The 25,370-nt window shown below is 60.4% G+C and carries 26 protein-coding genes; all 26 read right to left on the bottom strand.

The features are described 5' to 3' along the window. Positions 1–2: 2 nt before the first annotated feature. Positions 3–272, bottom strand: a complete 270-nt coding sequence (gene fliQ, locus ACEN83_RS07310) for a flagellar biosynthesis protein FliQ (RefSeq protein WP_116580354.1) — start codon at positions 270–272, stop codon at positions 3–5. Beyond that, positions 269–1,027 carry a flagellar type III secretion system pore protein FliP gene (gene fliP, locus ACEN83_RS07305; protein ID WP_090324267.1) on the bottom strand — a complete coding sequence of 253 codons (759 nt, stop codon included), beginning with the start codon at positions 1,025–1,027 and terminating at the stop codon, positions 269–271. The genes fliQ and fliP overlap by 4 nt, the downstream gene beginning before the upstream one ends. Then, complete coding sequence (gene fliO / locus ACEN83_RS07300; protein WP_116580352.1) at positions 1,027–1,482, bottom strand: flagellar biosynthetic protein FliO; 456 nt, start codon at positions 1,480–1,482, stop codon at positions 1,027–1,029. The genes fliP and fliO overlap by 1 nt, the downstream gene beginning before the upstream one ends. Beyond that, entirely contained in the window at positions 1,483–1,929 is a 447-nt protein-coding gene (fliN, locus tag ACEN83_RS07295) for a flagellar motor switch protein FliN (RefSeq protein ID WP_015096241.1), read from the bottom strand. Positions 1,930–1,995: 66 nt separating this feature from the next. Then, positions 1,996–2,964 carry a flagellar motor switch protein FliM gene (fliM, locus tag ACEN83_RS07290; protein WP_015096242.1) on the bottom strand — a complete coding sequence of 323 codons (969 nt, stop codon included), beginning with the start codon at positions 2,962–2,964 and terminating at the stop codon, positions 1,996–1,998. Between the two features lie 9 nt (positions 2,965–2,973). Then, positions 2,974–3,474, bottom strand: coding sequence for a flagellar basal body-associated protein FliL (gene fliL / locus ACEN83_RS07285; protein ID WP_116580351.1), 501 nt, complete (start codon positions 3,472–3,474; stop codon positions 2,974–2,976). Positions 3,475–3,709: 235 nt separating this feature from the next. Continuing rightward, positions 3,710–5,083, bottom strand: a complete 1,374-nt coding sequence (locus ACEN83_RS07280) for a flagellar hook-length control protein FliK (RefSeq protein ID WP_495579887.1) — start codon at positions 5,081–5,083, stop codon at positions 3,710–3,712. A 100-nt stretch (positions 5,084–5,183) separates the two neighbouring features. Further along, positions 5,184–5,483, bottom strand: a complete 300-nt coding sequence (locus ACEN83_RS07275) for an Hpt domain-containing protein (protein ID WP_495580852.1) — start codon at positions 5,481–5,483, stop codon at positions 5,184–5,186. An 84-nt stretch (positions 5,484–5,567) separates the two neighbouring features. After that, positions 5,568–7,274, bottom strand: a complete 1,707-nt coding sequence (locus ACEN83_RS07270; RefSeq protein WP_495579886.1) for an ATP-binding SpoIIE family protein phosphatase — start codon at positions 7,272–7,274, stop codon at positions 5,568–5,570. Positions 7,275–7,279: 5 nt separating this feature from the next. Further along, entirely contained in the window at positions 7,280–7,579 is a 300-nt protein-coding gene (locus ACEN83_RS07265; protein WP_007975342.1) for an STAS domain-containing protein, read from the bottom strand. A 138-nt stretch (positions 7,580–7,717) separates the two neighbouring features. Then, positions 7,718–8,167 carry a flagellar export protein FliJ gene (gene fliJ / locus ACEN83_RS07260; RefSeq protein WP_102699429.1) on the bottom strand — a complete coding sequence of 150 codons (450 nt, stop codon included), beginning with the start codon at positions 8,165–8,167 and terminating at the stop codon, positions 7,718–7,720. Between the two features lie 6 nt (positions 8,168–8,173). Beyond that, positions 8,174–9,532 (bottom strand): flagellar protein export ATPase FliI, encoded by a 1,359-nt coding sequence (gene fliI, locus ACEN83_RS07255; RefSeq protein ID WP_429385789.1) that lies wholly within the window; start codon positions 9,530–9,532, stop codon positions 8,174–8,176. Beyond that, positions 9,522–10,319, bottom strand: a complete 798-nt coding sequence (gene fliH / locus ACEN83_RS07250) for a flagellar assembly protein FliH (RefSeq protein WP_495579885.1) — start codon at positions 10,317–10,319, stop codon at positions 9,522–9,524. Before fliH ends, fliI begins: the two co-directional genes overlap by 11 nt. A 4-nt stretch (positions 10,320–10,323) precedes the next feature. After that, on the bottom strand, positions 10,324–11,343 hold the full coding sequence (gene fliG, locus ACEN83_RS07245) for a flagellar motor switch protein FliG (RefSeq protein ID WP_007983391.1): 1,020 nt from the start codon (positions 11,341–11,343) through the stop codon (positions 10,324–10,326). Further along, positions 11,336–13,123, bottom strand: a complete 1,788-nt coding sequence (gene fliF / locus ACEN83_RS07240) for a flagellar basal-body MS-ring/collar protein FliF (protein ID WP_495579884.1) — start codon at positions 13,121–13,123, stop codon at positions 11,336–11,338. Before fliF ends, fliG begins: the two co-directional genes overlap by 8 nt. Before the next feature lie 16 nt (positions 13,124–13,139). Continuing rightward, positions 13,140–13,466 (bottom strand): flagellar hook-basal body complex protein FliE, encoded by a 327-nt coding sequence (fliE, locus tag ACEN83_RS07235; protein ID WP_008021337.1) that lies wholly within the window; start codon positions 13,464–13,466, stop codon positions 13,140–13,142. A 253-nt stretch (positions 13,467–13,719) separates the two neighbouring features. Continuing rightward, a complete protein-coding gene (locus ACEN83_RS07230; RefSeq protein ID WP_495579883.1) occupies positions 13,720–15,105 on the bottom strand; it encodes a sigma-54-dependent transcriptional regulator in 1,386 nt (461 codons plus the stop codon). Between the two features lie 5 nt (positions 15,106–15,110). Then, positions 15,111–16,316, bottom strand: coding sequence for a sensor histidine kinase (locus ACEN83_RS07225; protein WP_495580851.1), 1,206 nt, complete (start codon positions 16,314–16,316; stop codon positions 15,111–15,113). A 128-nt stretch (positions 16,317–16,444) separates the two neighbouring features. Continuing rightward, on the bottom strand, positions 16,445–17,920 hold the full coding sequence (locus ACEN83_RS07220) for a sigma-54 dependent transcriptional regulator (RefSeq protein ID WP_007975331.1): 1,476 nt from the start codon (positions 17,918–17,920) through the stop codon (positions 16,445–16,447). 172 nt (positions 17,921–18,092) lie between these two features. Further along, the gene (gene fliT / locus ACEN83_RS07215) at positions 18,093–18,389 is read right to left on the bottom strand and encodes a flagellar protein FliT (RefSeq protein WP_495579882.1); all 297 of its coding nucleotides are present in this window, start codon (positions 18,387–18,389) and stop codon (positions 18,093–18,095) included. A 24-nt stretch (positions 18,390–18,413) separates the two neighbouring features. Beyond that, positions 18,414–18,803 (bottom strand): flagellar export chaperone FliS, encoded by a 390-nt coding sequence (gene fliS, locus ACEN83_RS07210; protein ID WP_495579881.1) that lies wholly within the window; start codon positions 18,801–18,803, stop codon positions 18,414–18,416. A 153-nt stretch (positions 18,804–18,956) separates the two neighbouring features. Beyond that, on the bottom strand, positions 18,957–20,342 hold the full coding sequence (gene fliD / locus ACEN83_RS07205) for a flagellar filament capping protein FliD (RefSeq protein ID WP_116580343.1): 1,386 nt from the start codon (positions 20,340–20,342) through the stop codon (positions 18,957–18,959). Positions 20,343–20,423: 81 nt separating this feature from the next. Then, on the bottom strand, positions 20,424–20,774 hold the full coding sequence (locus ACEN83_RS07200) for a flagellar protein FlaG (RefSeq protein ID WP_495579880.1): 351 nt from the start codon (positions 20,772–20,774) through the stop codon (positions 20,424–20,426). Between the two features lie 75 nt (positions 20,775–20,849). Next, positions 20,850–22,283 (bottom strand): flagellin N-terminal helical domain-containing protein, encoded by a 1,434-nt coding sequence (locus ACEN83_RS07195; RefSeq protein WP_116580341.1) that lies wholly within the window; start codon positions 22,281–22,283, stop codon positions 20,850–20,852. 252 nt (positions 22,284–22,535) lie between these two features. Continuing rightward, positions 22,536–23,465 (bottom strand): ketoacyl-ACP synthase III, encoded by a 930-nt coding sequence (locus ACEN83_RS07190; protein ID WP_495579879.1) that lies wholly within the window; start codon positions 23,463–23,465, stop codon positions 22,536–22,538. Between the two features lie 315 nt (positions 23,466–23,780). Next, complete coding sequence (locus ACEN83_RS07185) at positions 23,781–25,370, bottom strand: flagellar hook-associated protein 3 (protein WP_495579878.1); 1,590 nt, start codon at positions 25,368–25,370, stop codon at positions 23,781–23,783.

Below are 25,370 nucleotides of genomic sequence, written 5' to 3'. Positions count from 1 at the left end.
GCTTAGCCGATGACCTGCGGAATACTGCCGTACAACTGCTGGATGTATTCCATGAAGGTCTGCACCAGCCACGGGCCGGCGACGATCAGCGTCACCAGCATCACCAACAGACGCGGCAGGAAACTGAGGGTCTGTTCGTTGATCTGGGTGGCCGCCTGGAACATGGCCACCAACAGCCCCACCAGCAAACTTGGAATCACCAGCACGGCCACCATCAACGTGGTCAGCCACAGCGCGTCACGAAAGATGTCGACCGCAACTTCCGGCGTCATGGTGAGACACCGCCAAAGCTGCTGGCCAGGGTGCCGATGATCAGCGCCCAGCCATCCACCAGCACGAACAACATGATCTTGAACGGCAGGGAAATGATCAGCGGCGAGAGCATCATCATACCCATGGCCATCAGCACACTGGCCACGACCAGGTCGATGATCAGGAACGGAATGAAGATCATGAAGCCGATCTGGAACGCCGTTTTCAGCTCGGAGGTCACGAAGGCCGGCACCAGGATGGTCAGCGGCGCCTGATCCGGTGTCGCGATGTCAGTGCGCTTGGACAGGCGCATGAACAGCTCCAGGTCGCTGGTGCGGGTCTGGGCGAGCATGAAATCCTTGATCGGCACCTGCGCCTTGGCGACCGCATCCTGGGCCGTCAGTTTTTCTGCCAGATACGGTTGCAAGGCGTCCTGGTTCACCCGGTCGAACACCGGCGCCATGATGAACAGGGTCAGGAACAGCGCCATGCCGGTGAGGATCTGGTTCGACGGCGTCTGCTGCAGGCCCAGGGCCTGGCGCAGGATCGAGAAGACAATGATGATCCGGGTGAAGCTGGTCATCAGCATGACAAACGCCGGGATAAAACTCAGCGCGGTCATGATCAGCAGGATTTGCAGGCTGACCGAGTATTCCTGCGCACCCTGCGCGTTGGTGCCCAGGGTGATGGCCGGGATCGACAGCGGATCGGCGGCGAATGCCAGCGGCGCGGCCAGCATCAGGGCCAGCGTCAAGACGATGCGTAGCGCACCCATTACTTCTTATCCTTCTGATCTTTACCCAGCATTTCCAGCAGGCGCTGCGCAAACTCCGGCGTCGACTTCTCGGTGCTCGGCACCTGGACCGGCTCCTTGAGGACGTGCAGCGCAGTGATGCTGCCAGGGCTCAGGCCAAGCAGAATCTGCTCGTTACCGACCTGCACCAGCATCAGGCGGTCGCGAGGCCCCAGCGCGCGGGAGCCGACAATCTCGATCACCTGCCCCTTGCCGGCCGGACCGGCTTGCTGGACCCGACGCAGCAACCAGGCGAGGAGAAAGATCAGCCCGAGCACCAGCAGCAGGCCGAACACCAGTTGCGTCAGCTGGCCACCCACCCCGCTGCTCACCACCGGCGCGGCAGCCGTGGTCGCCGTTGCAACCGGTTCGGCCGCCAGCACGCTGAACGACATGGCCAGCGCGCCCCCGACCACAGCTCCGAGAAACTTTTTCACTCAGCGCAGCTTCTTGATGCGTTCGCTTGGGCTGATCACGTCCGTCAGGCGGATGCCGAACTTCTCGTTGACCACCACCACTTCGCCATGGGCGATGAGCGTGCCGTTGACCAGCACGTCCAGCGGCTCGCCGGCCAGGCGATCCAGTTCGATCACCGAGCCCTGGTTCAGTTGCAGCAGGTTGCGGATGTTGATGTCGGTGCTGCCCACTTCCATGGAAATCGACACCGGGATATCGAGGATCACGTCCAGGTTCGGGCCTTCGAGGCTCACCGGATCGTTGTTTTTCGGCACGCTGCCGAACTCTTCCATTGGCAGGCGGTTGGACGCCGAATTGCCGGAATCGGCGGCAAGCAATGCGTCGATGTCGGCCTGACCGGCATCACCGGTTTCTTCCAGGGCTGCGGCCCACTCATCGGCCAGGGCCTGGTCGTCTTGCGTGTTCATATTGTCAGTGTCCTCGGCGAGCAAAAGTTCAGAATTCGGTTAATCACGAATGAGTAGGAGCGGCGGTCAACGGCGCTCGATCGGCTCGATCACTTGCAACGCCAGGTTGCCCTTGTGCGAACCCATCTTGACCTTGAAGGCCGGCACGCCGTTGGCGCGCATGATCATTTCTTCCGGCATGTCGACCGGGATCACATCCCCCGGCTGCATGTGCAGGATGTCGCGCAGGCGCAGTTGACGACGGGCCACCGTCGCACCGATCGGCACGTCGACGTCCAGCACGTCCTGGCGCAGGGCATTGACCCAGCGCTCGTCCTGGTCGTCGAGGTCCGACTGGAAGCCGGCGTCGAGCATCTCGCGCACCGGCTCGATCATCGAATACGGCATGGTCACGTGCAGGTCGCCGCCGCCGCCATCGAGTTCGATGTGGAAGGTGGACACCACAATGGCTTCGCTCGGGCCGACGATGTTGGCCATGGCCGGGTTCACTTCGGAGTTGATGTACTCGAAGTTGACTTCCATGATCGCTTGCCAGGCTTCCTTCAGATCGACGAACGCCTGCTCCAGCACCATGCGCACCACACGCAGTTCGGTCGGGGTGAATTCACGCCCTTCGATCTTGGCGTGCCGGCCGTCGCCACCGAAGAAGTTGTCCACCAGCTTGAACACCAGTTTGGCGTCGAGGATGAACAGCGCGGTGCCGCGCAGCGGTTTGATCTTGACCAGGTTGAGACTGGTCGGCACGTACAGCGAGTGCACGTATTCGCCAAATTTCATCACCTGCACGCCGCCGACCGCCACGTCTGCCGAACGACGCAGCATGTTGAACATGCTGATGCGGGTATAACGGGCGAAACGCTCGTTGATCATTTCCAGGGTCGGCATGCGTCCACGGACGATGCGATCCTGGCTGGTCAGGTCGTAGCTTTTTACGCTGCCGGGTTCGGCAGCATTTTCGGTCTGTACCAGACCATCGTCGACGCCATGCAGCAGCGCATCGATCTCATCCTGGGACAGCAGGTCCTGCACGGCCATGTCGTATTCCTACTGCAGTACGAAATTAGTGAAAAGCAACTGTTCGACCACCACTTTGCCGAGCTCTTTCTGCGCCACTTCCTGGACGCTGGCGGTGGCCTTCTGCCGCAGCATTTCCTGGCCGACCGGCGACGCGAGGGTCGCAAAGTCCTGCCCGGAGAACAGCATCACCAGGTTGTTGCGGATCACCGGCATGTGGACCTTGAGCGCCTCCAGATCCGCCGGGTTGCGCGCGAGCATGGTGATGCTCACCTGCATGTAGCGCTGGCGGCCGTTCTGGTTGAAGTTGGCCACGAATGCCGGCGCCATCGGCTCGAAAATCGCCGGCTGTTTGCCGATGGGAGCGGTTTCCGCTACGGCGGCAGGCTTGCTCTGAGCGCTGTGCATGAAGTACCAGGTCGCGCCCACGGACACACCGATCGCCAGCAGCAGGGCCACCACGATCAGGATGATCAGCTTGAGTTTGCCTTTGGATGCGGGGTCTTTTACTGCTGCGTCGCTCTTCGCCATGCCAATAATCCGTCACTATTCGGGTTTTCACAGTCGCACGGCAAGGCAAGAGCAAGTGTTATGCCAGAAGTGTCGGGAGAGGCATGGGTGGGGAGGGGCGCGATTTGAAGAGCACTGCAACCCCCTGTGGGAGCGGGCTTGCCCGCGAAGAGGACGGAACATTCAACATTGATGCTGACTGTGCCGACGCCTTCGCGGGCAAGCCCGCTCCCACAGGGTTATATGTCTGCCGGGATCAGGCGTAGTAATCGACCGCGCTGGAGCCGATCACGCTGGTGGTAGTGGCAGCCACTTCAGCGACGCCTGCGGTCAGGTCGTCATCCATGGAGTCGATACGGCCGCCGCTGGCGCTGGTCCGTCCGGCCTGGCTTTGCCGGGCTTGTTCCTGCCCTTGTTGCGAACCACGGGACTGGTCCGAAACGTTGACATCGACCTGCCCCATGCCCTGCTGCGCAAACATGTCGCGCAAGCGATGGACCTGGCTGTCCAGCGCCTCACGGACGCCCGGATGCGCACTCATGAACGTGACCTGGGTCTGCTGATCGGGAACCATGTTCACCCGAATGTCCAGACGCCCCAGTTCAGCGGGCTGCAACTGGATGTCCGCGGCCTTGAGGTTGGCACTGGACAGGTACATGACCCGGTTCACCACCTCTTCGGTCCAGCCGTTCTGGTGCATGGCGATCGGCTGGTTCACCGGCAAGGCATTGGCTGTCTTCGGTGTGGCCGCCTGTGTCAGTGCTGCCAGACGGTTGGCGAAATCATCGACACGGGTGTCGCTGCCGGCAGACTTGAGATCTTTCAGACCGCCGTCGATCAAGCCGCTGAAAGCCTTGTCGTCACCCTTGCCTGCACTGTCCTTGTCGGCCTGGACATCCAGCATGGTCGACATGCCGGCGGCAAAGCTTTGCGCCGACGTCAGCTCACCGTCAGCCTGGGCTTGCGCCTGTGTCGGTGCGGCCTTTGGCTGCGCCTGACTGGAAGCCGACACGTGACCGCTCTGCTCCATCGCCAGGCGTAACGCCGGCAGGGCGTCGAGTGGATCGGCCTCGGGATCGAAGTCGCCGTCAGCACTGGTCGGCGCCGGAACGCTTGTAGCCGTGATCGCCGCAGCAACCGGCGCTTCAACCGCTGGCTGCACCGCATCGGCTACGGCAGGCGCTGCTGGCGCCGGTGTTACTGGCGCTGGCACCACTGGCTGCATGGCTTGCAGCACCGAAGGATCAAGCGCCGGATCAACCGGCGCGGCATCGACGACCCGAGCCGGGTCGACCCCTGCCGCATCATCGCCGGCGGCCTTGTCGCCAGCCTGCACCGATGCGTCGGCAGGCAAGGATTTGCCGCCATCGGCAACCACTGGCTCCCCGGCGGCAGACTTGTCGTCGCCAGCATCTTTCTTTGCGCCGACACCCGAGGTCTTGTCACGATCAGGCTTGATCGGAGCATCCGCCAGCGCACTGGCCTTGTTTGGGGCCTGATTGGCGTAGACATGGGCAAAGCTTGCGGCCTTGTCCCCAGGCTCTGCGGCCACTGCCGGGGGATTGGCGGAGGCAGCCTGAGTCTTGGCCTGCCTGGAGGCCTGAAGCAGAATATTGGGGGTAACGGGCATGAAACGGTCTCCGCTGCACAGGGCTCGTAAGTACAGTTGGGTTAGATAACTGCAAAGGTCGAGCCAGTTTCACTCGACAGAGACCAAAAGCAGCGCTTGCTCAGATTTTCGCCGGGCAACGCTGTCGCTCAGCTTCGTACAGAGGGCGGATACCGGCGAATTCACCGTCGATTTCGCGGACCAGTTGCTGAACGGCGGCCCATGGCAAATCGTTGGCCCGCTGTTCAAGCTGATGGCAGAGTTCGGTCAGCTTGAGGGCGCCCATATTGCTGCTGCTGCCCTTGAAGCTATGGGCGGCTTCAACGAGCCGTGCGGCACTGTCAGTCGCTCTCAAGACTTTCAGGCGCTCTTCGGAGTCCGCAAGAAAGATATCCAGCAGATCCGGATAACCCTCTTCCATCACTTCCCGCAATGCACTCAGCACGCTGCGATCCACATGTGTGTCGTCGTCCACTTGCTCACTCCTTGATCAAGAATGCGCGGATTATGCCAGAGCCTCCCAGATAAACTCCACGCGTGCACTTCGACCATTGTCGGTCCAGCGGGCGTTCCGCCCCAATTGGCGGATCAGACTGATCCCGCGTCCCGACAGGCGGATGGCGTCCAAAGGCCTTTCCATCACCCGCTCGACATCGAACCCTTCGCCGCTGTCTTCGACCTGAATCGTCAGGCAACCGCCGTTGTCTGTCGGCGCCACCTGCAAATGGACCCGCACATAGCCTTCCTGCAGCTCGCCGAGCCGGGCATTGCGCTCTTGATAATATCGCGCAAAACCCGATGCATTGCGCTTGAGGCTCGAATCCAGCCCCAGCACGCCGTGCTCCAGCGCGTTGGAATAAAGCTCCGCCAATACACTGTAGAGCGCACCGCTCTGAGCCCGCAGGCCATGCACCTCAAGCAGCAACTGCAGCAGATAGGGCAAGGGATTGAATCGCTTGAGCGTGGCGGCGCGGAACTCGAAGCTTACCGACCAGTCCAGCGGGCACGACTGGCCGCTGTCGGAGTAGACCAACGCCGGCGGCGTGATCTGCTCCGGCTCCAGCAAGCTGATTTCGACCATGCTGACATCGTCGCGTGCCTCACCACCGAAATCGCGCAGCGCCTGCTCGATTTCTTCGAACAGCGCATCCGGCTGACGATTGGCGGCGAACACTTGCTGCAATCGCTGCACGCCAAACAACTGTTCATTGGCGCCGCAGGTGTCGATCACCCCATCGGACAAGAGGAACACCCGATCCCCGCGCGCCATGGGAAACACTTCGGTGCGCTCATCGAAGGATTCCGGGCTCAGCACCCCCAAAGGCAGGTGCCGCGCCGGCAGAGGCGTACGCTCGCCACTGGCAATGCGATGCAGGTAACCGTCGGGCATTCCACCGTTCCAGACCTCCACCGAACGACGCTGAAAACTCAGGCACAGCATCGTGGCACAGCAGAACATGTCCACCGGCAGGATGCGCTTGAGCTTGGCATTCATTTCGCGCAGGATTTCCGCCAGACCATAGCCCTTGGCGGTCATCCCGTAGAAGACTTCGGCCAGTGGCATGGCACCCACGGCCGCCGGCAGACCGTGGCCGGTGAAGTCACCCAACATTACGTGCATGTCGCCGGCCGGAGTGAACGCGGCCAGCAACAGGTCGCCATTGAACAGCGCATAGGGCGATTGCAGATAACGGATATTCGGCGCGGCGTTCAGGCAGCCGGCGTGCGCCACCTTGTCGAAAACCGCCTTGGCCACGCGCTGTTCGTTGAGCAGGTAGTCGTGGTGCCTGGCGATCTGGTCACGCTGCTGCAGAACGGTGTCCTGCAAGCGCCGCAAGCGATCCATCGCCTTGATCTTGGCCGCGAGAATCACCTGGTTATAAGGCTTCGCCAGAAAGTCGTCGCCGCCGACCTCCAGACAACGGGCCAGCGCCTCGCTTTCGGACAAGGACGTGAGGAAGATGATCGGCACCAGGGTTTCCCCGGCCAGGGCCTTGATCTGCCGGGCCGCCTCGAAGCCGTCCATGACCGGCATCATCGCATCCATCAACACCAGGTGCGGCTGTTGCTCGCGAAACGCGTCGACCGCTTCGGCGCCGTTGGCCGCCGTCAGCACTTGGTGCCCCTGGCGGCGCAGGATGCTCGCCAACAGCAGGCGATCGGCGGCGCTGTCCTCGGCAATCAGGATCGTCAGCGGCTCCAGTGGCTGCATGGCAATCAACTGATGTCGAACAGTTTGTCGAAGTTGGAAATGGCGAGGATTTTGCGCACGTCGGTACTGCTGTTGACCACGCGGATGTCGGAATCATCGCCACCGGCGTGATCGCGCAGCAAAAGCAGCATGCCCAAGGCCGAGCTGTCGAGGTAAGTGGCGTCTTTCAGGTCGACCACAACCGCCGATAGCTGTTTATCTTCGTAGGACTGACGAAATTCCTGATGCTTGGCGAAATCGAAACGACCCTTGACCGATATCGTCAGCTTTTGCCCATCGGGTGATACTTCTGTAACAACTGGCATGTCATGGCTTCCTTGTCATTTGTAAACCTGCTTGTACAAGGTTTAGCAGTTGGTAGAGGTTGGGGCAAGGCTGGAAATGGCGCAAATCCTGTGGGAGCTTGGCTTGCCCGCGATGAACGATAACGCGGTCCACCTGATTCAATACTGATCCTGCCGTGGCAAGCGCTGGGATAACTCGTCCAACAACTTTTGCTCACGCCTGTCTTCGAGCGCCCGCGCCTCATCGGCATAGCGCTGAACCAGCTTGCGCAGGCCTTCGACCCGGGCAAATGCCTGCTGCCAGGTTTCCCGGGCCTTGTTCAGGTTGTTCTGATGCCAGGCCAGGCTTTGCCGCTGCTGGTCGATGGCCGTGCCCAGCTGCGCCAGGAAGCCCTGATAACCCAGCAACCATTGGCCCGAGACGCCGCCGCTGCCGCGTACGATCCATTGTTCCTGATAGTCGAGACGGAAGGCTTCGAGGTCGGCGAGTTTGCTTTCCGCCAGGCGAACCTGCCCTTGAAAGTGCCCCAGGCGCTGGACCGCGGTTTTCTCGGCCTTTTCGGCCATTTCCACCACCGGCGCCAGCCTGCCTGCCCGACTCTGGGCCATGACCGCTTACCCGCCCGCCGCGGGCGCGAAGATCGAGGCGAGATACGCTTCGCTTTCACCCAGGCTGATGCTGTCGTTGAGGCCCTGGCGCAGGTATTTGACCAGTTGCGGTTGCAGGGAAATCGCCAGGTCGGTCTCGCGATCGCCGCCGGCGACATAGGCGCCGACGCTGATCAGGTCGCGACTCTGTTGATAACGCGACCACAGCTGCTTGAAATATTGCGCACGGGCCATGTGCTCCGGCGACACTACCGCCGGCATGACCCGGCTGATGGACGCTTCGATATCGATGGCCGGGTAGTGCCCTTCCTCGGCCAGGCGCCGGGAGAGCACGATGTGTCCGTCGAGTACACCCCGTGCCGAGTCGGCAATCGGGTCCTGCTGGTCGTCGCCTTCGGACAGCACGGTGTAGAACGCGGTGATCGAACCGCCGCCCTTCTCCGCGTTACCGGCCCGCTCCACCAGCTTCGGCAGTTTGGCGAACACCGAGGGCGGATAGCCCTTGGTCGCCGGTGGTTCGCCGATGGCCAGGGCGATTTCCCGCTGCGCCTGGGCAAAACGGGTCAGGGAATCCATGAGCAACAGGACATTCTTGCCCTTGTCGCGGAAATATTCGGCGATGCGCGTGCAGTACATGGCGGCGCGCAGTCGCATCAACGGCGCATCGTCCGCCGGGGACGCCACCACCACTGAGCGCTTGAGCCCTTCTTCACCAAGAATGTGCTCGATGAATTCCTTGACTTCACGGCCCCGCTCACCGATCAGACCGACGACGATAATGTCGGCCTCGGTAAAGCGCGTCATCATCCCCAGCAACACCGATTTACCGACACCGGTACCGGCGAACAGGCCGAGCCGCTGGCCGCGGCCGACCGTCAACATGCCGTTGATGCAACGGATGCCCACGTCCAGCGGTTCGCTGATAGGCTCGCGCTTGAGCGGGTTGATGGTCGGGCCGTCCATCGGCACCCAGTCTTCGGCCTTCATCCCGCCCTTGCCGTCCAGTGCGCGACCGGCACCGTCGAGCACCCTTCCAAGCATACTCATGCCCATGGGCAGGCGACCGGTATCGGCCAGGGGCACCACTCGGGCACCGGGTGCGATGCCGGCGACACTGCCGACCGGCATCAGAAAGACTTTGCTGCCAGAGAAGCCCATGACCTCGGCTTCCACCTGCACCGGGTGATAGCTGTCGTCATTGATGACCATGCAGCGGCTGCCCATGGCGGCGCGCAGGCCTTCGGCTTCGAGGGTCAGGCCGACCATGCGCAGCAGGCGGCCTTCGAGGATCGGTGCACCCTCCAGTCCCGTGGCCTCGGCGTAGCTGCCCAGGCGCTTGGCGAAACTGGTGCGTTCAAGGCGCATCGGGAACATCCGGAGCTGGAGCGACCGCAGGCTTGCCTTCGATCGGCAGTTCCAGGCTCAGGTCAGGCGCGGCTGGGTGCAGGGCTTGCTCGTGCAACTGGTCGAACAGTTTGTCCATCACCCGCGCGACGCGGGTTTCCACTGTGGCATCGATACGGCTGTGTTCTGTCTCGACCCGGCAACCGCCAGGCAACAACGACTCGTCTTCGACGATCCGCCAGGTTTCTTCATGGCGTTCGCGCAGGGCTTTGACCTGTTCGAAATCCTGCGGGTTGACGTACAGCCGCACATTGCCCACGCCCAGCGGCAAGAGTTTCAGTGCATCGCGCATGACGTGTTCGATCTGCGTCGAGTCGATGGCCAGTTCGCGCTGGATCACCTGTCTGGTGATGTGCTGCACGAGGTCGACCAGGGACTTTTCGATCTGGGTGTCCTGTTCGGCGATGGGCTCGAACAGATGCGTCATCAATTGCTCCAGCGCCGCGATCTTGGCGGTCAGGGCCACTTCGGCTTCCTGGCGGACCTTGAGCGTGGTGCTGTGGAAACCTTCCTTCTCACCCACCGCGAAACCTTCGTTGTAGGCTTCCTGGCGAATGCTTTCGAGTTCTTCGAGGGTCAGTGGCTGGACTTCCTCCAGCGGCACTTCCTCCATTTCTGGCGGCTCGGGTTCCGGTTCAGGTTCCGGCTCGGGTTCCGGCGGGTCGAAACTGGGCAGCGCCCAGGTATCGAAGCCACTGACATCCCTGGCCCGGATCAGGTCAGTGGGTGCATCATCATTCTTGACCATGGTGTTAGATCATTTCCTCGCCGCCCTTGCCGCCGAGAACGATTTCTCCGGCTTCGGCCATACGGCGGGCGATGGTGAGGATTTCCTTCTGCGCGGTTTCCACGTCGCTGACGCGCACCGGACCCTTGGCTTCCAGGTCGTCGCGCAACAGTTCGGCGGCACGTTTGGACATGTTCTTGAAGATCTTCTCCTTGACGCCTTCGTCCGACCCCTTGAGGGCCAGCACCAGCACATCGGAGGACACTTCGCGGAGCAGCGCCTGGATGCCGCGGTCATCGACATCGGCCAGGTTGTTGAACACGAACATGAGGTCTTCGATCTGACCGGACAGGTCTTCGTCGACTTCGCGGATCGAATCCATGAGTTGGCCTTCGATCGAGCTGTCGAGGAAGTTCATGATGTCCGCCGCGCGCTTGATGCCACCCAGGGTGGTGCGCGAGGCATTCGAGTTGCCGGAGAACTGCTTCTCGAGAATCTGGTTGAGTTCTTTCAGGGCCGCCGGTTGCACGGTGTTCAGCGAGGACACGCGCAGGATGATGTCCAGTCGCACTTTGTGGTCGAAGTTGCCGAGCACTTCACCGGCCTGGTCCGGATCGAGGTAGGCCACCACGATCGCCTGGATCTGCGGGTGCTCATAACGGATCACGTCGGCGACGGCGCGCGGCTCCATCCACTTCAGGCTGTCGAGGCCACTGGTGTTGCCACCGAGCAGGATGCGGTCGATCAGGCCGTTGGCCTTGTCTTCGCCCAGGGCCTGGGTGAGCATTTTGCGTACATAGTCGTCGGAGCCAACGCCCAGGCTGGTCTGGTCGCCGACGATATCGACGAACTCGCTCATCACCTGCTCGACCTGCTCGCGGTGCACATTACCCATCTGGGCCATGGCCACGCCCACGCGCTGAACCTCTTTGGGACCCATGTGGCGCAGCACCTGGGCCGCATCGGTGGAGCCCAGGGACAGCAACAGGATTGCGGCTTTGTCGACCTTGGACAGTTTGGCGGCAACGGCTCGGTTATCACTCATCTGCGTTAATCCACTCTTTCACGACCTGGGCCACACGACCCGGGTCTTCGGCCACCAGACTCTTGATTGCGTTCAACTGAGCGTCATAACCCTCGCTCGGGCTCGGCAGCAGAATGCTGGTCGGACCACCAAGGCTGACACGGTCGTTGGCCAGCTCGCCATCCAGACCGCCCATGCCACCCAACTCGACGTCGCTGCCGATACCGGCCAGCTGCTTGCCTTTGCCGCCACCGGTGATGTTGTTGAGCACCGGACGCAGGACACCGAACACCAGCACCAGAATGAACAGCACACCCAGCACTTGCTTGACGATGTCCCAGAACCATGGCTGGGAGTAGAACGGAATATCGGCAATCACTTCGCCGCGCTCGGCGGAGAATGGCATGTTGATCACACTGACACTGTCGCCACGGCTGGCGTCGAAACCGACGGCGTCCTGCACCAGACGGGTGAAGCGCGCCAATTCATCGGCGGTCCACGGCGCACGGGTGGTTTCGCCGTTGGCCGGGTTGATCTTGACCTGATCATCGACCACCACCGACACCGACAGGCGATTCAACCGGCCCTGCTGCTGCTTGGTGTGGCTGATGGAACGGTCGAGTTCGAAGTTCCTGGTCGATTGCTGACGCTTGTCCGCAGGGTACGGAGCAAGCATCGGCTGGCCGGTGGCCGGGTCCATGATTTGCTGGCCGTTGGCGTCGATCAGAGGCTGCCCTGGCTGCACCATGCCGGCCGACGCAGTCGCGCCACCGGTGGTTTGCGGCGCGGAGGCCGGCGATGGCGGCTGGTTGCTCAAGGCACCTGGCACACCTTGCGGACCATTGCTGGCGGTACGTTGTTCGTTGACCGACTGCTCGCTGCGCAATGCCGGTTGATCCGGATTGAACTGCTCGGAAGTCGACTCGACCGCACTGAAGTCCACATCGGCGGACACTTCGGCTTTGTAACGATCATTGCCAAGCACCGGTTGCAGGATGTTGTGCACGCGCTGGGTGAGCATGCTTTCCATGCGACGGCTGTAGTCGAACTGCTTGCCGGCCATGGTCAGTTCGGAGTTTTCCGCCTGATCCGAGAGCAGGTTGCCCTTCTGGTCGACGACGGTGATCTGCGACTTGCTGAGTTCGGGAACGCTGGTCGCCACCAGGTTGATGATTGCCACGACCTGGCCTGGCTCGAGGGAGCGACCGGAATAGAGTTCAACCAGCACCGAAGCGCTCGGCTTGCGCTCGTCGCGCACGAACACTGAACTCTTCGGGATCGCCAGGTGCACGCGGGCACCCTTGACGTTGTTCAGGCTGGAAATGGTGCGGGCCAGCTCGCCTTCGAGGCCGCGACGATAGCGGGTCGCTTCCATGAACTGGCTGGTGCCCAGCCCCTGTTCCTTGTCGAGGATTTCAAAACCGATGTTGCCGTCGCTGGGAGTGACACCAGCGCCTGCGAGTTTGAGCCGCGCACGGGACAGGTCCTCGGCCTTGACCAGCAAGGCACCGGAATTGGGTTCGACGGTGTACGGAATATCGGCGGAGGCCAGGGTATCCATGACCTGCTTGGCGTCCATGCCGGCAAGGCTGCCGTACAGAGGCCGGTAATCCGGCTGTTGAGACCACAGCACCACGGCAAAACCAATCGCCACGCTCGCCGCCAGACCGACCAACAGGCCCACCTGACGCAACATGGTCATCTCGGAGAGGTTTTCCAGGAAGGACAACCCGAACAGCGGCGGTTTGCCGTCTATTGGAGTGGCCTTGGCCGGAACATTATCGGCGACTGCTTCTGCCATGACTCAATCTCGTCCTTTAAACCGGCATCTGCATGATGTCTTGGTAGGCCTGAACCAGCTTGTTGCGCACCTGGGTCAACGCCTGGAATGACACACTGGCCTTCTGCGAGGAAATCATCACGTCTGTCAGGTCGACGCCGCTTTTGCCGATTTCGAAGGCGCTGGCCAACTGAGTGGAAGCCTGTTGGGTGTCGTTCACTTTATTGACGGCCTGGCCGAGCATGTCGGAAAAGCTGCTGCCCGCCACTTCAGGGACGGCAGTCGATTTCGGCGCAGACATGGCATCCATTTGCATGGCGCGCATATCCAGCATCAACCGATTGAATTCAATACCTTGGCTCATGGTCTCTCTCTTTGACGACCCGCAATTTTTTGACACTCACTCGGCGGGTAATGAGGTGTTAGCAACAAGGGTGCCAGCTCCATGGCCACGCTGAACAAAAGCACTCCCGGACTCTGCCCTCAACGGAATCCTGTAGGAGCGAGCCTGCTCGCGATGGACCCAGGAGCGACGTGTTTATCCTGAAACCCCGCGTTATCGTTAACGACCATCGCGAGCAGGCTCGCTCCTACAGGGCCCAGGCGCAGGCCAGCGGTCAGGTGGCGAACAGATACGCTTCCACATCCATGCCGGCATCGCGCATCTGCGCCAGCTTGTAGCGCAGGGTTCGCGGGCTGATCCCCAGGCGCTCGGCCGCCTCTTTGCGCCGACCGCGCTCGGCGCGCAGGGTATCGATAATCATCTGGAACTCACGGCGACGCAGGTCATCCCCCAGCGCACCGGCCGACTCGGACTCAGCCTCCATGGACCGCAGCGGCGCCACAACCGACACAGGCAACGGAGCGCAGGCCACCGGCCCGGCCAGGCAGAAGTCCTGCGGCTGGATCAGACCGCCCTGTTGAAGAATCAGCGCGCGCTGAATCGCGTTATCCAGTTCACGCACGTTACCTGGCCACGGATAACCGATCAGGCACGCCTGAGCCTCGGGCGACAACCTGGCAGCCGAATGCTTCATTTTATTGACGTGCCTGGCCAACAGACGCTCGGCCAACGGCAGAATGTCAGCGGTGCGCTCGCGCAGCGGACGCCAGGCCAGCGGAAACACCGACAGGCGATAATAGAGGTCTTCGCGAAAGCGCCCCGCCGCCACCTCACCCGCCAGGTCGCGGTTGGTGGTTGCGACCACGCGAATATCCAGCGCGATCGGTTTACGCGCCCCCACCCGCTCGACCTCGCGCTCCTGCAGCACGCGCAGCAATTTGGCCTGGAGCCCCAGGGGCATTTCGGAAATTTCGTCGAGCAGCAGGGTGCCGCCGTCGGCCTGCTCGAACTTGCCGGCTTGCGCGGCAATGGCGCCGGTAAAGGAACCCTTCTCATGACCGAACAAGGTCGCTTCGAGCATGTTGTCCGGGATCGCTGCGCAGTTGATCGCAATGAACGGCTGACTGGCGCGATGAGAATGCTGGTGGATGTAACGCGCCAACACCTCCTTGCCCGTGCCCGACTCACCCGAGATCAACACCGTGGAATCACTGCGCGCAACCCGCGCCGCCAGCTCGAGCAACTGCGCGCTCGCCGGCTCGAACGCTACCGGCCCCTCTCCTTCGGCCAGGCCAAGACTGCCCAGGGCATGGCGCGCCACCAGGTCGAGCAACGCCTTGGGCTCGAATGGCTTGACCAGGTAGTCCGCCGCCCCTTGGCGCATTGCATCGACCGCACGCTCGACCGCACCGTGAGCCGTCATCAGCAACACCGGCAACTGCGGCTGCTGCGCTCGCAGCATGCCCAGCAACTGGTGGCCGTCCATGCCTGGCATGTTGACGTCGCTGATCACCAGGCTGAAGGCCTCGCCACCGACAGCTACCAGCGCCTCTTGCGCCGAACCCACCGCCTTGTAATCGTGCCCCGCGAGCAGCAGCGTATCAGCCAGTGCCTCGCGCAACGCGCGGTCGTCCTCGACCAACAGAACCTTGATGCCCATCTCTGTCACTCCGCTCCTTGAGCGTTACTGAACAGCGGCAGGATCACCTGCGCGCAAGTGCCGCGACCGAGCCGCGAACGCAGCTGCAATTCTCCCTGATGCGCACGGGCCACCGCCTTGACCACGGTCAGGCCAAGACCTGTTCCGGTGGTTTTGGTGGTAAAAAAAGGTTCGCCCAATCGCGCCAGAACCGCGGCATCGATACCCGAGCCACTGTCACTGACACACAGGCGCAAGGTGTTGCCGCGGGTGTAGAGGTGAATCTTCAGGCGCAATTGACCGGCACTGGCCTGAATGGCGTTCTCGATCAGGTTGAGGATCGCGCCGACCAGTGTGTCGCGATTGCACAGCAACTCTCCCGAATGACTGTCGCACTGCCAGCGGATCGGCAGATCCTGCACATGGGTCAGTGCGGCCGCCTGCAGCGATTGCATCAGTTGGCCAGGGGTTACGCGGTCGGTCAGCGGCAACTCACCCCGAGCAAACACCAGCATGTCGCGCACCTGGTGCTCGAGCTCGTGCAGGCGCTCCTTGAGACGCCCGGCAAAACGCTGCTGGGTAGCGACCGGCAGCGCTTGCTCGGTCAAATGACTGGCGTACAGCAACGCGGCGGACAACGGCGTGCGTATCTGATGAGCCAAGGAAGCGACCATGCGCCCCAACGACGACAGGCGCTCATGCCGAGCCAATTGATCCTGCAGATGGCGGGTTTCGGTCAGGTCATTGAGCAACACCAACTGGCCAGGCTCGGCGTCCAGCGAGCGCGTGGCGATCGACAGGCGCCGCCCATCCTTGAGGGAGACCTCATGGCCATCGTCTTCGCGCGGCGCAAAGCAGCGGGCAATGACGTGGCGCCACAATTCACCTTCCAGCGGCAGGCCCAGCAACTCGCACGCCGCCGGATTGGCTTCGCGCACGATGCCCTGGGCGTCGATGACGATGACACCGCCAGGCAATAGATCAAGGAGATTTTGCAGGCGGTTGGCCAGGCGTTCTTTTTCCGCCAGTTCCTGCATGCGCTGGGCGCTGACCACCGCCAGTTCACCCTTGAGCTCGGTGACCCGGGCCTCAAGCATGCTGTAGGAATCGGTCAACTGACTGGACATCTGATTGAACAGCGCGAATGCCTGCTCAAGGCCCAGACGGCTCGCCTGCTCTACGGACGACGGCTGCCGCGAAGCATCCCCAAAAGCATCTGAGGCAGGAGATATCTGGGCGGATAGGGGCATGGTGCTCTCTCGCTTGGCTGACCGTCAGTGAAACGGAACGTTGCGAGGGACAAAGCAATACCCATGCCTAAAAAAAACTTCTTATAAATGAATGGGTTGAAAAACAGGCGTCAATCCTCCGCCTGTTCGTCTCCATCACGGCGGCTCATGCCGTACTTGCGCATTTTCTCCACCAGCGTGGTGCGACGAATACGCAGGCGCTCGGCCGCGCGGGCCACGATGCCATTGGCATCATCCAGCGCCTGCTGAATCAATCCTTGCTCCAGGCCACCGAGGTAGTCCTTCAGGTCCAGGCCCTCCGGCGGCAACATGGCGTTGGCCGTGAAGTCCTGGGTATGGCCGTTGATGGCCACGCGCTCTTCCAGATCGGTGCGCAGGCTGTCGACCATTTGCTCGTCTTCATCGTCGACGTAACGGAATTTCTTCGGCAGCTCGACCACGCCGATCACGCCGTATGGATGCATGATCGCCATGCGCTCCACCAGGTTGGCCAGTTCACGGACGTTACCCGGCCAGCCATGGCGGCACAGCGACATGATCGCCGCCGAGTTGAAACGGATCGAACCGCGCTTCTCGTGCTCCATGCGCGAGATCAGCTCGTTCATCAGCAACGGAATATCCTCGACGCGCTCGCGCAGCGGCGCCATCTCGATCGGGAACACATTCAGGCGGTAGTACAGGTCTTCACGGAAGGTGCCGATCTCGATCATGCTTTCGAGATTCTTGTGGGTCGCGGCAATGATGCGCACGTCGACGCTCTGGGTCTTGTTGCTGCCCACGCGTTCGAAAGTGCGCTCCTGCAATACGCGCAGCAGCTTGACCTGCATCGGCAGCGGCATGTCGCCGATTTCATCGAGGAACAGAGTCCCTCCATTGGCCAGCTCGAATCGACCGGCACGGCTGGTGATCGCCCCGGTGAAGGCGCCCTTCTCATGACCGAACAATTCGCTTTCCAGCAACTCGGCCGGGATCGCCCCGCAGTTGACCGGCACGAACGGCGCTTCGCGGCGCTTGGAATGGTAATGCAGGTTGCGCGCAACCACTTCCTTGCCGGTGCCGGACTCGCCGAGGATCAGCACGCTGGCATCGGTATCGGCGACTTGCTGCATCATCTGGCGGACGTGCTGGATCGCCCGGCTGGTGCCGACAAGACTGCGGAAAAGGTTGGGTTCGCGATGACGACCGCGCTCGCGGGCCTGGTCGTACATCTCGCGATAGACCTGGGCACGGTGCAGCGAGTCGAGCAGCTTGCTGTAGCTGGGCGGCATTTCGAGGGTCGAAAGCACCCGGCGACGCTGGTCTTCCGGCAGGTCAATGGAAGAATTATCGCCCATTAACAAAACCGGAAGGAACTCATCCCAGGTCGAGAGTGTCTTTAGCAAGCCCAGAAGTGCACCAGGAGCATTGACCGTCCCGATCAGGACACAGATTACTTCACGACTTGACGACAAAGAGCCGACAGCCTGCTGCCAGTCATGGCTACCGCAGGGTAAATTTTCTTCGCCGAGAAAATTTAAAATCACCGCCAGGTCGCGGCGGCGGACGCTATCGTCATCAATCAGCAGAATTTTGGTTTCACGCCACATGCAATAGCAACTTCCCTAGTCAACTCAATGCCCAAAATGCTGGGGCAAGCTAAACGCTTGCAGGCCTGATATGCCTGAAGACGACTGAATTCTGGAACCAGCCACTAGTTAAGTCAAAAAACCGTGCACAGTCAAATTTATGGCGCACATGTCTGGATTAACTTGAGGTTAATTAACCAAACAGATGGTAAACCTTTGATGCCTTTTGTGCTTGGGTGATCTGCGACATCTCGTCGACTATCGCCTGACGCTCGCCCATCGTCGCCGTCAGCAACTCTTTGTACACCGCCAGCAACCCTTCCAGATTGCTGCGCACCGCGTCTTCGTCGATCGGCGCTTCACTGAGCACCTCGTCGACGCATTCGCGACAGGTCGAATCCAGTTCGCCGATCGCGTCCCAATTACGCGCCGCCAGGGCGTCGATCAGGGCTTCGCGGGTTTCTTCTATGCGCCGCAGTGCTTGACTCATGACGTCATCCTCAGACCCTCGGGCCTATTGATTGGCAATTGCATCCCAACCGCTTTTCAGGGTTTCAAGCAAACCCGATACCTCGTCGATGATCGCCGCATTGTTATCGCGATTGGCTTCCATCAGGCGGGTCATCATGTAGGCGTACAAATTGTCGAGCTGTTGCAGCGACGCCGGATCTTCGGTCTTTTCCGGGTTCAAGCCATCACGCAGGCCGATGATGATGTCCACGGCCTTGCCCAACATCAACCCCTTGAGTGCGGTGTCGCCCCGCTCCATGGCGCCCTTGGCCTGGGCCATGCGGTCCAGCCCGCCCTCCATCAGCATCTGCACCAGGCGATGGGGGCTGGCTTCAGAGATCTGGGCATGGGAATTGACCTTCTGGTATTGGCGAAGGGCTCTCATGGGGTTCATGTTTCTACCTCGTGACAGACAACAGCTTGAAATTGGGAAGGCTCTGATCTTTATGTCGACTGGTCGACACATAACTTTAATGCAGACCCGCCCCGTGAAAAAACCCTGGCGCTGACTTTACAGGCGGCCAGGGTTTTTCATGCCTGATCCAAATCAGCTGTCTTTGGGATTGTTCAGCGCATTGAGCGTGGTCATGATGCTGTCGCTCTGGGCGCGCAGCCTGGCCACCAGGGAGTCCATCGCGGTGTACTTGGCGGTCAGACTTGTTTGCAGGCTGACCATCCGTGCATCGAGGGAGTCCTGCTGCTTCTTCAGGTCGTTCAGGCTATCGCTCAAGCTCGCCGAACGCGCGGCAAAGACCCCGGTAGTTTTCTGCGCGAAGGTGTCGGTAGCAGTCTTCATGCGCGCAAGCAAACCGGTATCGCCCGTAAAAATCCCGTTGATATCGGCGGCATTGGTCTTTGCCGCAGCACTGAACACTTTATCGTCGATCGACAGCAATCCGGTCTTCTGGTCGGTCTCGACACCAAACTGAGCGAGGGATTTCATCTGACCGGTGCCACCCATGGCGTTCAATTCGGTACGCACCGACGATAGCAACGAACGCAGCGACGCGTCGCCCGTGAGCGCACCTGTCGTCAACGAACCATCGGCATTGGTCGTGACCTGTGTCTCGGTGTTGGCGGCCTTGATCAGCGCGTTATAGGTGTCGACAAACCCCTTGACCGAAGACTTCAGCGTCGTAGTGTCGGCCGACACGGTGATAGTGGTTGGTGTTGCCGCACCGCCGCCAGACGGGACCGGAGAAACCCCTGTCAATTTCAGCGTAATTCCGCTCACGGCATCGGCAATGGTGTTGCTCTTCGATTCCATCGCCACACCGTCAAGCGTGTACTTGGCGTTCTGCGGTGTGGTGAGGATCGAGGTGCCGGTTTCCAGACCGGAGTTGCCCGACAGGGTCAGGTCCGAACCGACCCCGGTTTTACTGCTCGTCAGCACCATTCGAGAACCGTTGGCATCGGTCAGGATGTTGGCACTCAAGCCCTGGTTCGCGTACTGGGAGTTGATCGAGTCGCGAACCTGCTGCAACGTCGCGCCAGCGGGAATGCTGACGTCGAAAGTATCGCTGCCCTGCTTGATGCTCAGCGTGGACGGCACCGCCCCGGCATTGACCACCGAGGAAGCGCCATCGGCGTAAACCTTGGTGGAAATTTTCGATGCGGTTGCCAACTGGGTGACCAGCAGCGAGAAATTGCCCGCCGCCGCACCGTTACCGGTGGTCACCGTGGCCACTTTTTCATCGGACGACGTGCCGCTCAACCCGCTGAAGCTGGCGGTGGTTTTCATGTTATCCAACGCCCCACGGAAGGCATCCAGCGCCGCCTGGATTTTGCCGATCGACGACAGCGAGGTGGTTGCTTTCAGCGTCTGATTGTTGATTTGCGTCTGTTTTGGCGCTCTTTCGGAGTCCACCAAAGACTTAACAATCGCCTGGGTATCGATGTTCGAACCAATACCGCTGACCGTTGTACCCGCCATCATCTCTCTCCTTATCCAGTGGCTGCCGTTTTCTTGACCAGGAACGTCTTAAGCAGCGACAGCAACAAAATTCATGCCAGTTCAGACTTTGCCATCAAACAACAAACTACTGGCGTCCGACAGGCTCTGGGCCAGTTTTAGTGCAGCTTCCGACGGGATCTGACGAATCACCAGACCCGTATCGGTGGCGATGACCTTGACCACGACCCGACCCGTGGAGTCATCAATGGAAAAATCCAGATTGCGCTGGGCAGCCTGGACAAACTCCTGAATATCGGTAACCGCTTTTTCCAGCTCGTCACGCTTTGGCTCGGCGCTCGAGGCCTTGAGCGCTTCAGCCTTGGGCTGTTCCGGTTTTCCAGTGACATTCGGCGTTACGCCCTGAAGGGCAACCGCGGGATAGGACTGGTTCAATTTGACGCTCATGTCCATGCCTTATCTCCTCATCATGAAAAAAAACAAAAGGGCGCGTAAACGCGCCCTTCCGTCAGTTACCAAGCGCTGGAATCAACCCAGCAGCTTCAGTACAGCCGATGGCAGCTGGTTAGCCTGCGACAGGATCGCAGTAGAAGCTTGTTGCAGGGTTTGTTGCTTGGTCAGCTGAGCAGTTTCTGCTGCGAAGTCAACGTCCTGGATCACGCCACGAGCAGAAGTGGAGTTGTCCGAGATGCTGCGCAGGTTGGCTACGGTGCTGTCGAAACGGTTTTGTACCGCACCGAGGTCAGCACGCTGGGAGTCGATAGCCGAGATCGCCTGGCTGATCACGTCGATAGCGTTCTGAGCGTTGGCTGCAGTGGTAACGTCAGTGGCCGCAACAGTGGTTTTAACCGAGCTGGCAGCAGTACCGGCGTTGAACAGGTTGGTCACGCCCGCGCCGCTCATCGAGTAGCTGTTGGCGGAGTTCAGGGAAACAGCGCCAGTGATCTGCAGAGGACCGGCAAGGGCGGCAACTGGAGCACCATAGACACCGGAACCGTCTTTGGCTGCAACCGAGATACCGGCGATTGCGTCTGCGTCACCGTTGTCCAGAGTGATGTTCTCACCGGTATCGGATTTAACCGACAGGGTACCAGCCTTGGCATCGTAGTTAACGCTGATGCCCAGTTTGGCGGCGTTGGATTTCAGTTGGTCAGCCAGTTCACCGGTGTTGGTCACACCCACCATGCTCACCGCGGCACCAGTGCCGACTTTAATGGTGAAGTTGGCGCTGGTAGTGATGGCAGCACTGTTGACAGTGAATTGAGCTTCAGTGCTGGCAGTCGCGGTCACGCCACCAACAGCGGCTTTGTTGATCTGCGAAGCGGTAGTCTTCGCCGAATCACCCGCTGTAATGGTGAAGTTTGCGGTCTGGCCACCACCAACGAGAGTTACAGCACCACCAGCTACACCGGTTGCGCTCGGCGCGATCGCCAGGCTTTTCAGCTGCTGGGAGCCGATGTTGTTGGCCGATACGTCGCCCAGAGTCATGTTGATGGTCTGGTTGGCGTTGGCGCCTACCTGGAACTGGGTAGTACCGAAGGAGCCGTCCAGCAGGTTACGACCACCGAAGGTAGTGGTGGTAGCAATACGAGTCAGTTCAGCAGTCAGTGCGGAGTATTCGGCGTTGTTCGACTTACGGTCGTCATCGCTTGGCGAGCCGTTCGCGGAAGCCAGAGCCAGGGTACGCATTTTCTGCAGGATGTTGGTGGATTCCTGCATCGCGCCTTCAGCGGTTTGCGCGATGGAGATACCGTCACCGGCGTTCTTGATAGCCGCGCCCAGGCCGTTGATCTGGCTGGTCAGACGGTTGGAAATCTGCAGGCCGGCAGCGTCGTCTTTAGCGCTGTTGATACGCAGGCCGGAGGACAGGCGCTGCATGGAGGTTTGCAGATTACCGGAAGCTTTGTTCAGGTTGTTCTGAACGGTCAAGGAAGCAAGGTTGGTGTTTACGGTTAAAGCCATGACGAAATCCTCGTTGGATGGATACTGCGGCTTCCGGCCCTGGCAACCGCCTGGTGTGGCCTAGAGAACCTACGTAATAGTTATCGTCGTGAAGAGGCTTTGCTTGAGCGGTTTTTTCGAATTTTTTAGTGGCAGCTTGCCAGCCCTTTATTTTCAAGGCTTTAGAGCCAGAAAGTCGGCGTCAGAAAAACGCAAAACGCCCGGAAGTTTAAATTTCCGGGCGTTGTTTTTTTGTAGCATCGAGTCAGTCGATCAACCGCGATAGAGAATGGCCGAACCCCACGAGAGGCCCACGCCAAAGCCGCTGATGGCAACTCGAGTCCACTTGGAGTCGAAGACGTGGTTCTGCAACAGCAGCGGAATGCTCGACGACACCGTGTTACCGGTTTCAAGCATGTCCTTGACGAATTTCTCCGGCTCACCTTCTTCGAAGCGGCGTGCCACGGCATCGACGATAGCCGCACTGCCCTGGTGAATGCAGAAGGCATCGATGTCGCTCGCCTGCAAATTGGACTCATCCAACAACTCATGCAAATGCGCAGGAACTTTCAACAAGGCAAAGTTGAACACCTGCCGACCATTCATGAAGAACACACCGTCGCTGACCTTGAGGTGCGGTGCGCCGGAACCGTCGGTACCGAACTTCGACTTGCCCAGTTGCCAGACAGCGTTTTCGCCCATCCAGGTGGCGGTAGCGGCATCACCGAACAGCATCGTGGTGTTGCGGTCTTCCGGGTCGACGATCTTCGAATAAGGATCGGCAGTGATCAGCAGGCCATTTTTCAGCCCTGCCGCTTCCATGAAGCCTTTGATCGCATAGATGCCGTAGACGTAGCCAGAACAGCCCAGGGAAATATCGAAAGCAGCGACATGGGTCGGCAAGCCCAGTTTGTCCTGAACGATCGCAGCAGTGTGCGGCAACCCTTCCTCATCGCCATTCTGGGTAACGACGATCAAGCAGTCGATGGATTCACGCTTGAGTTCTGGACTGGCGGCGAACAGCGCATTGGCTGCTTCGACACACAGATCGGACGTTTCCTGATCGACACCCATGCGCGGCAAAAACGCAGAACCGATTTTGCCAAGGATAAAGGTTTCGTCCTTGTCGAACTTTGCACCCTGGGCGTAATTATCAATCCCGGCTGCCGGCACGTAACTCGCTATATTTTTTATGCCAATCATTATGGCTTCCCAATAATAAACAGCTGAACATCGCCGCTCGCTGAATCGAGGGCGTCTACAGTCAGGGCCTGGCCCCCAGAGGAGGCAACATCGGGGCTCAAGAAATACACCTTGAACAGCCCTCCACCTTCACCGCCCGCAGACAGGATACAGTGAAGATGCGCGTTTTGACTGACAGGTCACTCAGGCATCGCTGCTTTATTTGATTTTGTGGTCCGGATCCCGCCCTGCCCGGCCTCGCCCTACCCCCAATAAAAAGCAAAAAAAAAGCCAGCCCCCTGTGACAGGGGCTGGCCGCGAGCGATCAAGACCGACTCAAAGCTTGTTGAACAGGCTCAACTGGGAAACCCTGGCGAAGGCCAGTTGCGCGGCCTGCAGCATGGTTTGCTGCAGGGTCAGACGCGTCAGTACTTCCGCCGGGTCGGCGTTCTTGATCGAGTTGCCCGTCGATTCATTGATCAGGCCGGCGCTGGAGTTCTGGTCCGTCTGCATGTCCATCACGTTACCCCGGGCACCGATCGCGCCACGCGCCAGGTCGACCTGGTTCTTGCCGTTGTTCAGGTTGGCAATGGAGGAGGCTACCGTGTTCTCCAGAAAACGCTGGGCGGCCGGGTTGCCCTGGGTCGGTGCGTCGAGCGCCGAACGCAGCTGGCTGATGGTGTCGAGTACGTTCTGGGTCTGGTGCGTATTGACCGCGATATCGAACTGGTCGCCCGGATTGAGCACGCCGGGAGGAGTGCCGCCACTCAGGGTAAAGTCGACACCGGCCGCTGTCGCCACGCCAGCCACCACGGTCCCGGAGGTTACCGGCGTGCTGCCGCTGGTCAACGGACGAGCGTACAGGTCGAAGGTCCCGGGACCGGTGAACTTCAGGACCGCCCCGCCTTCCGGGAAAAAGCTGTTGTAATCAGCGGCATTGCTCACCGCTGCATTGCTCACGACAACCGTCGATACGTTGCTCGGGGCACGGTTGCTGACGAAGCTGTCCGGTTTGGCCGACAACTCGAAACTGTGAGTGGCGATGAAGCCATCGATGTTGGTGGCGTTATCGCCAGCCTGGGGGGTGATGTCCAGCTTGAACGTCACGCCGCGGAAGTTGATGTCGGAGCCGCCCTTGGCATTCGGGTCGAACACCCCGCCGCCAGTCGCCTCGGCGGTCCTGTCGGCGCCGGCGGCATCGGTGATCACGAACTGGGTGCTGCTGGTGAACTGCAACTTGTAAGGCTCGCCGCCGCGAAAGTTCGCATCGAAGGCCGGACCGGAGTTCACCAGGCCAGGCGACAGCCTGACACGTCCGTCATCGACGGGCGGCGTGAGCATGGTGGTCGAGCTGCGAGCAGCGTTGATCGCCTGCTGGAAAACGTCCCAGCCGGTATCGTTAAGGCCCAGCGACATCGAGTCACCGATCTTCAGCTCTAGCTGAGTCTGGTCACCCTGATAGCTGTAGGTACCGTCACTGTTGCGCACAAACGGCTGGGTATTGTTGCTGGCACCAGAAAAGATGTACTTGCCGTTGGCGTCCTTGCTGTTCATCAAGCTCAGCAATTGCTCTTCGGATTGCTTGAGTTCTGCGGCAATGGATTTGCGGTCATCGTCGTTCAACGAGCCGCCACCGGCACGTACCGCCAATTCGCTGACTTTCTGCAGCACGTTGTTGATGCTGTCGAGCACGCTCTCTTCTTGCGCTTGAGCGGTGTTCAACGAGTTGATGTTGGTGGTGTACTGACCCAACATGGCTTTTTGCTGCTCAAGTTGCAGAAGGCGGGCCGCGCCGACCGGATCATCCGCTGCGGTCTCAAGCTTGACGCCGCTGCTGGCCTGCTCGGCGGTCTTCATCACGTTATTGAGGTTGCGAGAGTAGTTGGCAGCCGTCGTGGCGTAATACTGTGCTGTAGAAATGCGCAT

Source organism: Pseudomonas sp. Pseusp49 (genome assembly GCF_059491875.1).
Note: the sequence above shows the minus strand (reverse complement) of the source record. Positions and strands in the feature narration are given on the sequence as shown.

Excerpts from the sequence above, each read along its gene's own strand:
- ACEN83_RS07190 (WP_495579879.1), bottom strand. The coding sequence starts at position 23,465 with ATGATTGGCATAAAAAATATAGCGAGTTACGTGCCGGCAGCCGGGATT.
- fliM (WP_015096242.1), bottom strand. The coding sequence starts at position 2,964 with ATGGCCGTGCAGGACCTGCTGTCCCAGGATGAGATCGATGCGCTGCTG.
- fliQ (WP_116580354.1), bottom strand. The coding sequence starts at position 272 with ATGACGCCGGAAGTTGCGGTCGACATCTTTCGTGACGCGCTGTGGCTG.
- fliG (WP_007983391.1), bottom strand. The coding sequence starts at position 11,343 with ATGAGTGATAACCGAGCCGTTGCCGCCAAACTGTCCAAGGTCGACAAA.
- ACEN83_RS07220 (WP_007975331.1), bottom strand. The coding sequence starts at position 17,920 with ATGTGGCGTGAAACCAAAATTCTGCTGATTGATGACGATAGCGTCCGC.
- ACEN83_RS07270 (WP_495579886.1), bottom strand. The coding sequence starts at position 7,274 with ATGCAGCCACTGGAGCCGCTGACGATCCTGATTGCCGAGGACAGCGCC.
- fliT (WP_495579882.1), bottom strand. The coding sequence starts at position 18,389 with ATGAGTCAAGCACTGCGGCGCATAGAAGAAACCCGCGAAGCCCTGATC.
- fliE (WP_008021337.1), bottom strand. The coding sequence starts at position 13,466 with ATGAGCCAAGGTATTGAATTCAATCGGTTGATGCTGGATATGCGCGCC.
- fliN (WP_015096241.1), bottom strand. The coding sequence starts at position 1,929 with ATGAACACGCAAGACGACCAGGCCCTGGCCGATGAGTGGGCCGCAGCC.
- fliL (WP_116580351.1), bottom strand. The coding sequence starts at position 3,474 with ATGGCGAAGAGCGACGCAGCAGTAAAAGACCCCGCATCCAAAGGCAAA.
- fliS (WP_495579881.1), bottom strand. The coding sequence starts at position 18,803 with ATGAACCCCATGAGAGCCCTTCGCCAATACCAGAAGGTCAATTCCCAT.
- fliI (WP_429385789.1), bottom strand. The coding sequence starts at position 9,532 with ATGCGCCTTGAACGCACCAGTTTCGCCAAGCGCCTGGGCAGCTACGCC.
- fliJ (WP_102699429.1), bottom strand. The coding sequence starts at position 8,167 with ATGGCCCAGAGTCGGGCAGGCAGGCTGGCGCCGGTGGTGGAAATGGCC.
- ACEN83_RS07275 (WP_495580852.1), bottom strand. The coding sequence starts at position 5,483 with ATGGAAGAGGGTTATCCGGATCTGCTGGATATCTTTCTTGCGGACTCC.
- fliP (WP_090324267.1), bottom strand. The coding sequence starts at position 1,027 with ATGGGTGCGCTACGCATCGTCTTGACGCTGGCCCTGATGCTGGCCGCG.
- ACEN83_RS07185 (WP_495579878.1), bottom strand. The coding sequence starts at position 25,370 with ATGCGCATTTCTACAGCACAGTATTACGCCACGACGGCTGCCAACTAC.
- ACEN83_RS07265 (WP_007975342.1), bottom strand. The coding sequence starts at position 7,579 with ATGCCAGTTGTTACAGAAGTATCACCCGATGGGCAAAAGCTGACGATA.
- ACEN83_RS07195 (WP_116580341.1), bottom strand. The coding sequence starts at position 22,283 with ATGGCTTTAACCGTAAACACCAACCTTGCTTCCTTGACCGTTCAGAAC.
- ACEN83_RS07230 (WP_495579883.1), bottom strand. The coding sequence starts at position 15,105 with ATGGGCATCAAGGTTCTGTTGGTCGAGGACGACCGCGCGTTGCGCGAG.
- ACEN83_RS07200 (WP_495579880.1), bottom strand. The coding sequence starts at position 20,774 with ATGGACATGAGCGTCAAATTGAACCAGTCCTATCCCGCGGTTGCCCTT.
- ACEN83_RS07280 (WP_495579887.1), bottom strand. The coding sequence starts at position 5,083 with ATGCCCGTTACCCCCAATATTCTGCTTCAGGCCTCCAGGCAGGCCAAG.
- fliH (WP_495579885.1), bottom strand. The coding sequence starts at position 10,319 with ATGGTCAAGAATGATGATGCACCCACTGACCTGATCCGGGCCAGGGAT.
- fliF (WP_495579884.1), bottom strand. The coding sequence starts at position 13,123 with ATGGCAGAAGCAGTCGCCGATAATGTTCCGGCCAAGGCCACTCCAATA.
- fliD (WP_116580343.1), bottom strand. The coding sequence starts at position 20,342 with ATGGCGGGTACAACGGTCAGCGGTATTGGTTCGAACATCGATACCCAG.